The following is a 13340-nucleotide window of genomic DNA, read 5'->3' as shown; positions in this document are numbered from 1 at the left end:
GCGAGCGACACCGGACGCCCCGTTCCGGTCGGAAGTGTTTGCCCTCGTCAGACGTTACCGTCTAGGTCATCCAGCGAAAGGAACATACCCATGAGCAAGACTTGGTTCATTACGGGCGCGTCCAAGGGCTTTGGCCGCGAGTGGACGGAAGCTGCGCTCGAGCGTGGCGACAGCGTCGCAGGCACCGCCCGGAAGCTGGAAACTCTCGATGCTCTCGTGGAGAAATACCCGGATACTTTTTTTGCCGATCCGGCTCGACGTCACGGACCGGGATGCGGATTTCGCAGCCGTGCAAAAGGCAGCCGCGCACTTCGGCCAGCTCGATATCGTCATCAATAACGCCGGCTACGGTCATTTCGGCATGGTCGAGGAGTTGACCGAAGACGAGGCCCGAGCACAAATCGAGACAAACCTATTCGGCGCGCTCTGGATCACACAGGCGGCGGTGCCGGTCATGCGCAAGCAGGGTTCGGGTCACATCATCCAGGTATCGAGCATCGGCGGTATCAGCGCGTTCCCCACCGTCGGTGTCTACCATGCGTCGAAGTGGGCCCTCGAAGGCTTTTCGCAGTCACTCTCCCAGGAGGTCGCGGGCTTCGGTATCAACGTGACACTGGTGGAACCTGGCGGTTTCTCAACCGGCTGGTCGGGCCCATCCGCCTCGCGTAGCCGCGAGATGGCGGAGTACGCCGATGTGCGACGGGCAGCGGCGAGTCGTCCCTCTGCAAACGATCCCGGTGACCCGAAGGCCACCCGCGGCGCGATCCTCAAGGTCGTCGATGCCCCGAAGCCGCCACTGCGCATCTTCTTCGGCACAGCACCCCTGGGCATCGCGACCAAGGACTACGAGTCCCGACTGGCAACGTGGAACGAATGGCAGTCGGTTTCGATCGAGGCACACGGCAACTGAGTCGGAGGGTCCACCCCCGCAGTAGGCGGTGAACGGCGCCTGCCCGTTGAAACTGCACTAGCTCCCGAGCCCCTGCGCGAGTTCGTGGCTGAGCGCCGCAACGACGGCGGGCAGGCTGCCCTCGTTGGCGGCGGCCACGGCGAGCTGTCGTTGATAGCTGCCGCCGTCGTCGATGATGCGGTGGAGACCCTGCAGCTCCGGCAGGCAGCCGAGCCGCTCGGCCACGGGGGAGAGAATCTCGATGAGGTGACGTACGTCATCCGTTACAAGACGCTCGTTGCCGGCCGCATCGAGGATGATCTCAGCGTCGAGTCCATAGCGGGCCGCACGCCACTTGTTCTCGCGCACGAACCACGGTTGCATGCGCGGTACGTCTTCTCCCGCATCGAGGCGGGTGGACATCCATTCAACCAGGCACTGGATGAACGCGGCGATGGCGCCGAGCTCCTCGGTGGTGGAGACGCCGTCGCAGACGCGAATCTCGATCGTGCCCCAGCGCGGTGACGGGCGAATGTCCCAGCGCACCTCGGTGACGTCGTCGATGATACCGGTCACCGCCATATCGTCGACGTAGCGTTCCCAGGCCTCCCAGTCGGGCAGGTCCCAGGGCAAGCCGGCCGTCGGCAGCTGCTGGAACATGAGCGAACGGTTGCTGGCATAACCCGTGTCGACGCCAGCCCAAAACGGGCTCGACGCGCTCAGCGCCTGCAGGTGCGGAACATACGTCAGCAGGCCGTTCATGATCGGAATGACCTTGGCCTTGTCGTCGATGCCCACGTGCACGTGGATGCCCCAGATCATCATGTTGCGCCCCCACCACTGGGTGCGGTCGATGAGCTTGTGGTACCGCGCCTTGTCAGTGACGGTCTGGTCGAACCACTGCGCAAACGGATGCGAGCCGCTACAGATCACGTCAACCTCGCGGCCGTCGAGAGCGCGACGCACCTCGCCGAGCTGGCCGGCGACATCCGCTACGGCGTGGCGGACGGTGTCGTGTACGCCGGAAACCAGCTCGACCGTATTGAGCAGGAGCTCGCCGGTGATCGTCGGGTGCGCCGAGCCGTCCGGGCTGCAGAGGGCGTCGAGTACCTCATCGGCGATCGACACCAGATCGCCGGTGTTGCGGTCGACGAGGGCGACCTCCCACTCGATGCCCACGGTGGAGCGGGCGGATCGGGCGAATTCAAGTGGCACGGGTGCTCCTTGGGTGGGCTGGTGAAAGCCGTTGAGGTTCGATTATCACAATGTGAGCAATCTCTGACAGAATGATTAGTCGCGATCCGTTGTGCCCGACCCTCTATCTCGGTGCAACGTGATCCTATAGAGCTTATGCCGAGTGTGCCCCCACGCTCACGGCCCAAGGTTCGCCAAACACCGAATCAACACTGGAGAATTGTGGCTGTCAAAATCCGTCTGAAGCGCATGGGCAAGATCCGTGCACCGTACTACCGCATCGTCGTTGCCGACGCGCGCACCAAGCGCGACGGTCGTGTCATCGAAGAAATCGGCATCTACCACCCCACGGAGGAGCCCTCGGTCATCGAGGTCAAGTCTGAGCGTGCGCAGTACTGGCTCAGCGTCGGCGCTCAGCCGACCGAGCAGGTTGCTGCACTCCTCAAGCTCACCGGCGACTGGGGAATCTTCAAGGGCGACAAGAACGCCAAGAGCACCGTCAAGGTGAAGGAACCGAAGGCTGCTTTCGTCGCTGACGAGAAGAAGAAGCCGGTTCTCAAGCCCAAGGCCGACAAGCCGGTCGCCAAGGTAGAAGAGGTTGCTGCCGAAGTAACCGAAGAGGCGTAACTGTTGCTTGCTCCCGCGCTCGAACACCTTGTCAAGGGGATCGTTGATCACCCGGACGATGTGCACGTTGCAGAAAAGAACTCGCCACGAGGCGATGTGCTCGAGGTTCGGGTGAACCCCGAGGATCTTGGCCGGGTCATTGGCCGTGCTGGTCGCACCGCGAAAGCACTGCGCACCCTCGTTGCGGCTCTGGCCGATGGTCGGCGCGTACGCGTCGACGTCGTCGACACCGATTTCTAGTTCAGTGAACGACGCGACAGTGGACGATAGTGAGAAGGACCGCACCCAGCAATTACGGGTGGGGCGCCTGACCAAGGCTCACGGCCTCAAGGGAGCAATCAAGCTCGAACTGTTCACGGATGACCCGGGACGACGTTTCGTCCCGGGTGCCGTGTTCACACTGCAGGTTCCGACCGGTTCGGCCTGGCACGGCAAGACGATCGAACTCGTCGAGCTGCGCTGGTACAACCAGCACGCGGTCGGTTTTTTCAAAGATGTTGTCGACCGCAGCGCGGCAGAAACGCTCGCGAAGGCGATCCTCTGGATCGACGCGGACGTGGCGGAACAGTCGGATGAAGAAGACGCCTGGTACGACCACCAGCTGGTCGGCCTCGCCGTCATGCGCGATGGGGTACGCATCGGCACCATCGGTCGCCTCGAGCACATGCCGGCCCAGGACCTGTTGATCGTGAAGACGCCCACCGGCGACGTCATGATCCCGTTCGTCAAGGCCATCGTGCCGACCGTCGACGTGAAAAACGGCCTGGTCACGATCACGCCGCCGCCCGGCCTTCTCGAAGAGTTGCCCGAGGACGCGGCCGATGATGCCGCCGCTGGCGCTGTACCGGAAACGGATTCAGAAGGCGACGCTGAACCGGATGCTGCGGCATCCGCTCATACAACCGACAAACCGTAACACGTAACCGTACCGCTGCCGGTGCGCACCCACCTGGCCGAACATTGGCCGATGGGCGCGCACCGGCATGTGTGCACCGAACAACGGCCGATGGGCGCGCACCGGCATGTGTGTACCGGGCGGCTACACGTTGAGGCGGTAGCCGCGCTTGACCACGGTCGCGACCAACCCGGGAATGCCGAGCGTCTGACGGAGTCGGCTGAGCGAAACCTCCATAGCGTGATCGTCGGAGTCGCCGGCCAGAGACAGCGTGAGGTCTTCGCGGGAGACGACCGCACCGCGTGCCCGAACGAGCGCCCGCAGGATAGCGAGGGCTGTCGGCGGCAGCTGGATGCGTTCCGCGCCGACCTGCACGATTGAGCCGCGCAGCTGCACGAGTCCGTTCTGCGTCTCGACCCGTTCGATCATGTTCTGTTCCAGATGCTCGCAGACCAGCCGAATCAGCGCGCCCATCCGAAACCGGGACGGCTGGATCGGAGCGATCCCGGCCGCGATCAGCGGGGCACTCGTCACCGGCCCGACAGCGGCCGCGCACACCTGCGTCTGCAGCGCCGAGATGAGTTCCGGATAGACCTCCATGCCTTCCGCCGCGGTGAAGAGGGCGTGCACGGCCGGGGCGCTCGTGAAGGTCACGCAGTCGAGCTGACGGGAACAAATGGCCTCGACGAGCTTGTAGACCCGTTCGTCGGTGTCATCCACGGCGATCCAGCGGTAGGGCGCAACGACGAGCACTCGCCGGTGCACCGCGCGCAGCCGGTCGAGTTGCACCTCGTCGGTGGCGCCATGAACCTGAATGCCGACAACGAGTCCCGGCGGATACTCGGCCAATACCTTGTCGACGAGCGAGGCGGTCGTCTCTGATTCGCTCATGCCCGAGTCGTTCAGCCCGGTGGCGCGAATGCCGCCGCGAGCTTTCGGTCCGCGTACCAGAATCGTGGTGTCGGCCAATGCATCGGTGAGGTCGGACCCGATGCCGTCGGCCTCTGCCACTTCAAACCAGCGTCGCACGCCGTAGCCGGTGGTCGCGAGCAGAATATCGGGTCGCGCGACGATCAGGGTTCTGGTGTCATCGAGCAGTGGGCCGTCCTGCTGGGAGTGGGCGATGCGCAGCGTCGGCGCGTGCATGACTTTGGCACCGCGCCGTTCGAAGGCGTCGATCAAGTCGCTCGAGCGGCGATCGCTGGTCACGCCGATTCGAAACCCGTCCAGTTGGTTCGGCCGCAGAACGGGCACCGCCACCTCAATCGGCTCGGTCGCGCCCGGCATCGGCTCGTGGTGCGCGGGCAGCTGTGCAGCGGATGCTCCCCGCTCGCCGTCCAAAACCGGTTCGTTCCCGCTGTTCATCAGGCGGTCACCGTGAACTCGGCGGCCCGGGCCACGAGGTCGTTCGCGGCCGTGTCGCCGCTGAAAGCGAGGCGGACAACCTCACCGATGACGAGCACGGCGGGGCTGCGCACGCCGGCGGCTGCGGCATCCGAGAGCACGGCGGCCAGCGTGCTCACCGTGGTGCGCTGGGTGGCGCTGAAGCCACGTTCGATAATGGCCACTGGCAGGTCGGCTGGCATGCCGTGGCGCAACAGGCCCTGGCTCAGGGTTGGCAACGTGCCAACGCCCATCAGCACGACGATGGTACTTCCCAGCAGCGTGAGGCCCTCGAGTTCGTTGTCGGTCAGCGGCGCGTGGCCGCTGATCACGGTGAATGCGTGGCTGATCCCGCGGTGCGTCAGCGGGATTCCCGCCGCCGCCGGCACCGCGATCGCACTCGTGACACCGGAAATGACCGTGACGGCAATGCCGTTGCGGTGGCAGGCCAGCACTTCTTCGCTTCCGCGCCCGAACACATACGGGTCGCCGCCCTTCAGCCGCACCACGCGTTTGCCCGCGAGGGCATGCTCGACCAGCAGCTCTTCGATCCCCGCCTGTGAGACCGGATGACTCCCGGCGCGCTTGCCGACGTCGACGAGGGTCGCGCGGGGTGCGAGCAGGGCGAGTTCGTCGTTGGGGGCGAGACGGTCGAACAACACGACATCCGCTTGGGCCAAAGCCGTCACTGCGGCGACGGTCAGCAACCCAGCGGCGCCGGGTCCGCCACCGACCAGGGTGACTTGCCCTGCCGTGACCTGCTCGGCGCTGACCGACCCAGTCGTGCCGAAATTCCGGGCTGTCATCTTCTTACTCTTTTCGAACGGGAATGCGGGTTCCACTTAGTAGAACAGTACTCGACGAGGCTCGCTCGGCCGGGGTCGCGGGTCGGATTTGGTCACGCTCCGTAACGAGAGCGATGCTCGGGTCTGGCTCGGCGGGTGCGTTCACGAAGGATCGGAATCGGCGTAGGCGCTCCGGGTCGGCCAGCGTGGCTGCCCACTCGTCTTCATAGTTGTCGACGTGGGCGAGCATGGCCTGCTCGAGTTCCTCGGCCAATCCGAGCGAGTCGTTGATGACGACCTCGCGCACATGCTCGAGTCCGCCGCTCAGGTCTTCTATCCAGCGCGCCGTGCGCTGAATGCGATCGGCCGTCCGAATGTAGTACATCATGTAGCGGTCGATGTACTTGATCAGGGTTTCCTCGTCGAGGTCGGTCGCCAGCAGCTGGCCGTGCGCGGGCTGAAAACCACCGTTGCCGCCAACGTACATGTTCCAGCCGTTATCGCTGGCGATGATGCCCACGTCTTTGGCGCGTGCTTCGGCGCACTCGCGCGCGCAGCCTGACACCCCGAACTTGAATTTGTGCGGGGCGCGTAGGCCGCGATAGCGCAATTCCAGCCGAATCGCGAGCCCCACGGCATCCTGCACCCCGAACCGGCACCAGGTGGACCCGACGCAGGACTTCACGTTGCGCAGCGCTTTGCCGTAGGCCTGGCCGGACTCGAAGCCGGCGTCGACCAGGATGCGCCAGATGTCGGGCAGCTGCTCCAGCCGGGCTCCGAACAGGTCGATCCGTTGCCCGCCGGTGATCTTGGTATACAGGTCGAAGTCCAGCGCAACCTGCGCGATGACGGCGAGTTTGGTGGGCGTGATCTCACCGCCCGGAATGCGCGGAACGACCGAATAGGTGCCGTCCTTTTGCATGTTGGCCATGGCGCGGTCGTTGGTGTCCTGGAGAGTACCGCGGCCGGCGTCCAGAATGTAGGACGTGTTCTGGCTGGCCAGGATCGAGCCGACGGCGGGTTTGCAGACATCGCAGCCTCGGCCGGTGCCGAAACGGGAAAAGATCTCGTCGCTCGATACCAGCCCGAGCACCCGCACCGAATCGAACAGTTCCTGCCGGCTCAGCTCGAAATGCTCGCACAGGGCGTGCGAGATCGTTTGACCTGATGCCGTCAGCTCGGCCTCCAGGATCTTCTTGACCAGTGGCACGCACGAACCGCACTGGGTTCCGGCCCGCGTGCAGACCTTGAGAGAGCCGAGTTCGGTACAGGCATCGGTGTGCTCGTCGCCGAGCACGGCGCTTCGCACAGCACCGGCCGAGACCATGTTGCACGAGCAGACCAGGGCGTCGTCGGGTAGTTCGTTGCCGCCGGGAACTTCGGCACCGGCTGCGGAGAGGTACGCGGCGGGCTCGCTACTGAGTTCGCGGCCGACCATCGGCCGCAGTGCCGAGTAGGGCGTGGCGTCGCCGACGAAGATGCCGCCGAGCAGGGTTTTGGCGTCGTCGGTCATGACGAGCTTCTGGTACAGCCCGCGGGCCGGGTCGGCGTAGACGATTTCGAGCGAGCCCGGCGTGCTGGCGAGGGCGTCACCGATGCTGGCTACGTCGACACCGGAGAGTTTGAGCTTGGTGGCGTCGTCGACGGTCGTGAACTCGGCGCTGCCGCCGAGTAGACGGTCGGCGACAACCTCGGCCATAGCGTTAGCCGGTGCAACGAGGCCGACACAGCGGTCCTTCCAGCTGGCGACCTCGCCGATCGCCCAGATACTGGGGTCGCTCGTGCGGCAGTCGTTGCCGATCGTGATGCCGCCGCGCGCGCCAACGGTCAGTCCGGCGGCGCGCGCCAGCTCGTCACGCGGCGAGATGCCGATCGCGTAGACGACCATGTCGGCGGCAATGTCGCGGCCGTTGCCGAGTTGCAGGCCGGTCACCGCGTCGTCGTCGTTGCAGAGGATGGTCCGAGCCCTGGTACCGAGGTGGAGCTCGATGCCTTGAGCGACGATGAGCCGACCGAGTGCCTGTCCACCACCCTCGTCGAGCTGGGCGGACATGAGCCAGCCGCCGGAATGCACGATGGCGGATTCTGCGCCGAGCTTGTGCAGTCCGCCGGCCGCTTCGAGGCCGAGCAGACCGCCGCCGGCCACGACCACTTTGGGGGTGCGGCCGAGGGAGACGGTGAGGGCGGCGAGTTCAGCGACGAGGGCGTCGACGTCATCGAGAGTGCGGTAGACCCGAATGTGTGCGCGACCCGGCATCTCGGGTACAGGAGCACTGGATCCGGTGGCGAGCACGAGGTCGTCGTAGTCGAGCACAGCCCCGGTCGACGTAGTGACGGTGTGTGCAACCCGATCGATGCTGGTGGCCCGCTCGTTGATGCGCAGCGTGATGCGCTCACTGTCCCACGGTGCTGTGGGCGCAAGGGTGAGGTCGGTCATTCCGGTGAGTCGCTGGCTCAGCGCAACCCGGTCGTACGGCCGGTGGTTCTCCTCGGCCAGCACGACGATCGAGAGGGCATGCTCAGTGTCGCGGGAGTGCAGGGCATCGGTGAGGCGGTGTGCGGCGGGACCGCCACCGATCACGATGACGCGGCGCATAGTCTCAGATCCGACAATGACGGCATCCGCCGGGCTCACTGTTGTGACGGCGTGTGTCGCGTCCCTAGCGGATGCGGAGGCGTCTGGGACAGAATACGCGGAGGCGGTTTCACGAGAAGCTGGCATCAGCATCCTTTCAAAGCGGGGCAATTGTGAGCGTAGTTCGGGGCAGTTTCCCCCTCGTGTCGCTCGTGTGTCCCGGACTGGTCGAAAGCCCCACAGCGAAGCGCACCTCGTGTGAGGCGGGTTTCACCCGGGGGAAACATGGCGGGCGATCGGTCGAAATATTGCTCGCCTACCGTGGGATCGACGCACAAACGCGACAACCCCAAAAACCAAACCCTGGGAGCGCACGATGACGATGACGATGACGATGACGATGACACTGGCCGACACCCGCCGTACCGCTGCAGTGACCCGCTCCGCCCTAGTCTGGGAGCGTGCCTGTGCCCTAGCCGATCTGGAACCCAGCTGGGGAGAAGCCGCCCTCATTCGCATGAAACAGATCGCACTGTTCCTGCTCTCACCCACCGAGATCTACGCCGTCGATCACCGTGACCCGCACACCGAGGCCAACGTCATGGCCCGCGGCATCGTCGGTTCCAAGGGCGACCGCCCGACCATCGCCTCGCCACTGCACAAAGAGGTCTACGACCTCGGCACCGGGGAATGCTTCACCAACCCGACGCTCGTGCTGAACACCTACGAAACCCGCGTTGTCGGCGGCTACATCGAGGTCGCGGTCGAGTCTGGACTGCGCGAGGCGGCATGACCTTACTCGGCGAACGGGCTCGCGCAGCACAGCACAGCATCGAGTGGCACCGCACCTCCAGGCGCGATGCCGAACAGAGCGGTGCCACTCGGAGCGGTGACGAGCGCGCAACGCCGGCACCCGCCGCACTCGTCGCCATCTCGCACGGCACCAACTCGGCTGACGGCCAGGCCGCCATCGCTGCCCTCGTCGACGCCGTTGCCCTCGCTCATCCCGAACTTGCCGTCAGCGGCGGTTTCGTCGATGTGCAACAGCCGGATGTCGCGGCGAGCCTCGGCGCGGTGCCTCCGGATTCCGCCGCGGTCGTGGTGCCCCTGTTGCTCTCTGCCGGTTACCACGTGCACGTCGACCTGCAACGAGAGACCAGCGCGCATGACCGCGTGACGACCGTGTCGCGGGCGCTCGGCCCGGACGACCGACTTATCGACGTACTCGAACATCGTCTGCGTGCCGACGGGTTCGACACACAGGTCCGCGGGCAGGAGATCGTGCTCGCCGCCGCCGGCTCGAGCGACCCCCGCGCGGTGCACGACTGCCGCACGGTCGGCGCCCTGCTGGAACAGCGCCTCGGAGTTCGCGTCACCGTCGGCTTTCTTTCTGCGGCCACGCCCCGGCTGGCCTGTGCCGTCACCGGTGCCAGACTGCGCAGCAAACACGTGACCGTGAGTACCTATCTCATGGCGCCCGGATTCTTCTTCGACTTGACGCGCGTCCAGAGCGTGGGCGCCGAACTGGTCACAGCTCCGCTGCTGCTGCCGGGCGAAACAGCCCCCGCTGCTCTGGTTGACGTGGTCGTTGACCGGTACCTCGAGGCGAAAGAGCAGGCCCAGATCTTCTAGAATTTGACCATGCGCATCGACATCGTCACCATTTTTCCCGAATTCTTCGATGTGCTCGATCTGTCGCTGCTCGGCAAGGCCCGCCAAAGCGGCTTGATCGAGTTGGGCGTGCACAACCTGCGCGACCACACCCACGACCGGCACCATTCCGTCGACGACACCCCCTATGGTGGCGGCGCCGGCATGGTCATGAAGCCGGAGCCCTGGGGTGACGCCCTCGATGCCATACTCGGCACTGAGTCTGCACCGGTCGACGACGGCCCCATCGTCATCTTTCCCTCGCCGGCGGGGGACCAGTTCACCCAGCGGATGGCCCGCGAGCTATCGCTCGAGCAACATCTCGTGTTCGGATGCGGTCGCTACGAGGGCATCGACCAGCGTGTCGTCGATCACTACTCGCAGCGCGGCCGGGTACGGCTTGTGAGCCTCGGCGACTATGTGCTCAACGGGGGAGAGGTCGCCGTCATGGCCATGATCGAAGCGATCGGCCGGCTCATTCCCGGCGTTGTCGGCAACCCGGAAAGCCTCGTCGAAGAATCCCACGAAGACGGCCTGCTCGAATACCCCAGCTACACCAAGCCCGCCAGCTGGCGCGGCCTCGACGTTCCGCCGGTGTTACGAAGCGGCAACCATGGCGCCATCAGTACCTGGCGCCACCAGCAGCAAATTGAACGCACCGAACGTGTGCGGCCCGACCTTCTGCCGCGCACACTCTCCTAACTTCAGCCTCCAGCGAACGCCAAGGTCAGTGTCAGCCCCCATCGATAAGCTGACCCTGTGATCATCCGCCGCGCCTTTTACCACTGGCAATTCATCGCCGCCGGAGCCCTGCCGCTCTGGCTTCTCGTCGGGTCCGCGATTTTTGGATCGGGCGCGTGGGCGGTGCTGGGCATCTTTTTCGGTGCCGTTCTCATCGGCCTCGGGCTGTTGCTCGTCGCCCTCGTCATCTACGCGCGTAAAGACGTGCGCGAAAGCCGGGCACTCTCCTACGCCGACGTCGGCGTGCTGACCCTCTGGCACGCGCTCATCATCGCCATTCCCTTTTCAACGGATGCCGCAGGCTGGCTCAGCGTACTCGTCATCATCGGGGGCCTCGCCATATTCTGGTTCGTTGTCTGGGAGCTGTTCGACGCAGCCCGACGCCGAGTCCTGGCGATGGTCGACTTGGTGGAGCAGCAGGCGAACGGGCAATCTGGCCCGGCCACGGCGACGGCCACGCATCCGCTGCCGAACAGGTCACGCCCCCACGAGACCAAGCCGGCACCGACTTTTGGCCGAAGCACCAAGCCAGAGGTCATCGTCATCGAAGAAAAGCGCGATCGAACCTGACCCGCCGGGCCCCGTTTTGCAACGGATGCGACTTCATGGCAGAATAAACCGTTGTGCCGCTGCAGGACTCTGCCACAGGGGAACCTGCTCGTCGCGGCGCACATCCTCATACTGATTGCTTCGATTGAAGCACCTAGCGTAGTCGACCTGTGGCGGGTACAGAGAGCGAAACAACATGCATATTCTCGACGCGGTAGACGCCCCATCGCTGAAGAAGGACCTTCCTGACTTCCGTGCCGGCGACACCGTCAAGGTTCACGTCAACATCATTGAGGGAACCCGCTCTCGTATCCAGGTCTTCCAGGGAGTCGTCATCGGCCGCTCCGGCGAAGGCGTGCGCGAAACGTTCTGCGTTCGCAAGGTCAGCTTTCAGATCGGTGTCGAGCGTACCTTCCCGGTGCACTCCCCGGTCATCGACCACATCGAGATCGTGACCCGCGGCGATGTCCGTCGTGCCAAGCTGTACTACCTGCGCGACCTGCGTGGCAAGAAGGCCAAGATCAAGGAAAAGCGCTAACTTTCGCGCTTCCCCAAGATCCAAGCGGATTCTTCTGAGCTCCCCATCACCTAAACTGATGGGGAGCTCAGGCGGTTAAATGACAGATGAAGTGCTCGCCTCCAGGTCCGATCGTCGGGTATCAGGGTCGAAGAAATCTCGAAGCACGACGGCGCCCAGCAAAAAGCGCAGCGTCCTGCTGTTCATCCGCGACCTCCTCATCATTTTCGTGGTGGCATTGCTCATCTCGTTTTTGATCAAGACATTTCTGATCCGGTCGTTCTACATCCCCTCCGGGTCGATGATGAACACCCTGCAGGTCGATGACCGCATCATCGTGAATCAGCTCGAACCTGAGGTGATCCCGATCTCCCGTGGCGACGTCATCGTGTTCAAAGACCCGGGCGGATGGCTGCTGCCGCAGGCGGAGATCGTGCAAAATCCGATCGTCGCCGGCGCTGACTGGCTCCTGTCTGTCGTGGGCCTGTCCGCGCCCGACAGCAACGACCACCTGATCAAACGGGTGATCGGACTACCCGGCGACCACGTCGTCTGCTGCAACGCCCTCGGCCAGATGAGCCTCAACGATGTTCCGCTGGACGAATCCGCTTATGTGTTGTTGCCGGCCGGTGAAACCAAGGTCTCCAAGGATGACTTCGATGTCACCATCCCGGGGGGCTCACTCTGGATGATGGGCGACAACCGTTACAACTCCAAAGACTCCCGCTACAACGGTGACACGGTCGGTAAGGGGTACGTCCCGGTCGACAACGTCGTCGGTCGCGCGCTCGTCGTGAGCTGGCCGCTGGCGCACTGGGCGTGGCTCGACGACTACCCCGACGTGTTCCGCGAGGTGGAGCAAGCCGACAAAGGCTCCGAGTAGTGGCCGTGTCCGACCCCACCCTCGAGGTGGAGTTCGACCTGCTGCGCACCGGCGCACGCTTTGTGATCGGCTGTGACGAAGTGGGTCGCGGCGCCCTCGCCGGACCGGTGGCTGTCGGATTCGCCGCGGTGAACGCATCCGTTCTGACCATGCCCGCGGGACTTCGCGACTCGAAGATGCTCAGCGAACCGCGCCGGGAACTGCTCGCACCGCTCGCCGTTGCCTGGGCGACATACTCGGCCGTTGGCCTCGCCTCGGCGGCCGAGGTCGATGAGTTGGGAATCATCGCTTGCCTCGGGCTGGCCGGTAAGCGTGCGTTGGCCGAGCTATATGCGCAGGGTGTCGATGTGGCCGGCAGCATCGTCTTGCTCGACGGCAGCGATGACTGGCTGAATAAGGCGCTGGCCACCCCGTTGAGAGTCGTGACGCGGATCAAAGCCGACCGGGACTGCGGGTCGGTGGCGGCGGCATCCGTTATCGCCAAGGTGCACCGCGACCGCCTCATGATCGCCGCGCACGACGACGCGCCCGGGTACGGCTGGGCCTCGAACAAAGGTTATGGCAGCGCCGCGCACATGAGCGCGATCGAGCTGCTCGGGCCGAGCCCCTTACATCGCAAATCGTGGCTCAAAATCGCAGCGTAAGATGAGAT

The 13340-nt window shown here is 64.6% G+C and carries 16 protein-coding genes; 12 read left to right on the top strand and 4 right to left on the bottom strand.

Features of this window, described 5'->3' with window-relative positions:
* Window positions 1–90: 90 nt before the first annotated feature.
* Both CXY74_RS18045 and CXY74_RS13540 read left to right on the top strand, forming a co-directional pair.
* A complete protein-coding gene (locus CXY74_RS18045; protein WP_233193400.1) occupies window positions 91–339 on the top strand; it encodes a hypothetical protein in 249 nt (82 codons plus the stop codon).
* Window positions 290–910 (top strand): SDR family NAD(P)-dependent oxidoreductase, encoded by a 621-nt coding sequence (locus CXY74_RS13540; RefSeq protein ID WP_233193399.1) that lies wholly within the window; start codon window positions 290–292, stop codon window positions 908–910. The genes CXY74_RS18045 and CXY74_RS13540 overlap by 50 nt, the downstream gene beginning before the upstream one ends.
* 57 nt (window positions 911–967) lie before the next feature.
* Here the strand turns inward: CXY74_RS13540 and CXY74_RS13535 are convergent, their stop codons facing one another.
* Window positions 968–2104 (bottom strand): glutamate--cysteine ligase, encoded by a 1137-nt coding sequence (locus tag CXY74_RS13535; RefSeq protein WP_104200908.1) that lies wholly within the window; start codon window positions 2102–2104, stop codon window positions 968–970.
* Window positions 2105–2305: 201 nt separating this feature from the next.
* Between CXY74_RS13535 and rpsP the strand changes: the two genes are divergently transcribed.
* The 3 genes from rpsP to rimM are packed head-to-tail and all read left to right on the top strand — an operon-like array spanning window position 2306 to window position 3626.
* A complete protein-coding gene (gene rpsP / locus CXY74_RS13530) occupies window positions 2306–2710 on the top strand; it encodes a 30S ribosomal protein S16 (RefSeq protein ID WP_104200907.1) in 405 nt (134 codons plus the stop codon).
* 3 nt (window positions 2711–2713) lie between these two features.
* The gene (locus CXY74_RS13525) at window positions 2714–2950 is read left to right on the top strand and encodes an RNA-binding protein (RefSeq protein ID WP_104126911.1); all 237 of its coding nucleotides are present in this window, start codon (window positions 2714–2716) and stop codon (window positions 2948–2950) included.
* A 19-nt stretch (window positions 2951–2969) separates the two neighbouring features.
* Window positions 2970–3626 (top strand): ribosome maturation factor RimM, encoded by a 657-nt coding sequence (rimM, locus tag CXY74_RS13520; protein ID WP_233193398.1) that lies wholly within the window; start codon window positions 2970–2972, stop codon window positions 3624–3626.
* A gap of 123 nt (window positions 3627–3749) precedes the next feature.
* On the opposite strand, the gene CXY74_RS13515 is transcribed toward rimM, so the two are convergent.
* From CXY74_RS13515 to nirB, 3 genes are all read right to left on the bottom strand, one after another.
* Window positions 3750–4892: a uroporphyrinogen-III synthase gene (locus CXY74_RS13515; protein ID WP_104201149.1), complete on the bottom strand. Its 1143-nt coding sequence runs from the start codon at window positions 4890–4892 to the stop codon at window positions 3750–3752.
* Between the two features lie 77 nt (window positions 4893–4969).
* Window positions 4970–5794, bottom strand: coding sequence for a uroporphyrinogen-III C-methyltransferase (cobA, locus tag CXY74_RS13510; protein WP_104200905.1), 825 nt, complete (start codon window positions 5792–5794; stop codon window positions 4970–4972).
* Between the two features lie 4 nt (window positions 5795–5798).
* The gene (nirB, locus tag CXY74_RS13505; protein ID WP_199183249.1) at window positions 5799–8369 is read right to left on the bottom strand and encodes a nitrite reductase large subunit NirB; all 2571 of its coding nucleotides are present in this window, start codon (window positions 8367–8369) and stop codon (window positions 5799–5801) included.
* A 367-nt stretch (window positions 8370–8736) separates the two neighbouring features.
* Here nirB and nirD point away from each other — a divergent pair, with 367 nt between their 5' ends.
* The 7 genes from nirD (at window position 8737) to CXY74_RS13470 (ending at window position 13332) form a co-directional block, all read left to right on the top strand.
* On the top strand, window positions 8737–9141 hold the full coding sequence (gene nirD / locus CXY74_RS13500) for a nitrite reductase small subunit NirD (RefSeq protein ID WP_104201147.1): 405 nt from the start codon (window positions 8737–8739) through the stop codon (window positions 9139–9141).
* Window positions 9138–9980: a sirohydrochlorin chelatase gene (locus CXY74_RS13495; RefSeq protein WP_104200904.1), complete on the top strand. Its 843-nt coding sequence runs from the start codon at window positions 9138–9140 to the stop codon at window positions 9978–9980. Before nirD ends, CXY74_RS13495 begins: the two co-directional genes overlap by 4 nt.
* A gap of 9 nt (window positions 9981–9989) precedes the next feature.
* A complete protein-coding gene (trmD, locus tag CXY74_RS13490; RefSeq protein ID WP_104200903.1) occupies window positions 9990–10700 on the top strand; it encodes a tRNA (guanosine(37)-N1)-methyltransferase TrmD in 711 nt (236 codons plus the stop codon).
* Window positions 10701–10757: 57 nt separating this feature from the next.
* On the top strand, window positions 10758–11309 hold the full coding sequence (locus CXY74_RS13485) for a hypothetical protein (protein WP_104200902.1): 552 nt from the start codon (window positions 10758–10760) through the stop codon (window positions 11307–11309).
* Between the two features lie 175 nt (window positions 11310–11484).
* Window positions 11485–11826, top strand: a complete 342-nt coding sequence (rplS, locus tag CXY74_RS13480) for a 50S ribosomal protein L19 (protein WP_092108884.1) — start codon at window positions 11485–11487, stop codon at window positions 11824–11826.
* Between the two features lie 79 nt (window positions 11827–11905).
* Window positions 11906–12688, top strand: a complete 783-nt coding sequence (gene lepB, locus CXY74_RS13475; protein WP_104200901.1) for a signal peptidase I — start codon at window positions 11906–11908, stop codon at window positions 12686–12688.
* The gene (locus CXY74_RS13470; protein WP_104200900.1) at window positions 12688–13332 is read left to right on the top strand and encodes a ribonuclease HII; all 645 of its coding nucleotides are present in this window, start codon (window positions 12688–12690) and stop codon (window positions 13330–13332) included. Before lepB ends, CXY74_RS13470 begins: the two co-directional genes overlap by 1 nt.
* The last annotated feature ends 8 nt before the right edge of the window (window positions 13333–13340 follow it).

The organism is Cryobacterium sp. Y29 (genome assembly GCF_002929825.1).
In the GTDB taxonomy this organism is placed as follows: domain Bacteria; phylum Actinomycetota; class Actinomycetes; order Actinomycetales; family Microbacteriaceae; genus Cryobacterium.
The sequence above is the reverse complement of the archived record's forward strand: the minus strand, read 5'-3'. Positions and strand labels throughout refer to the sequence as shown.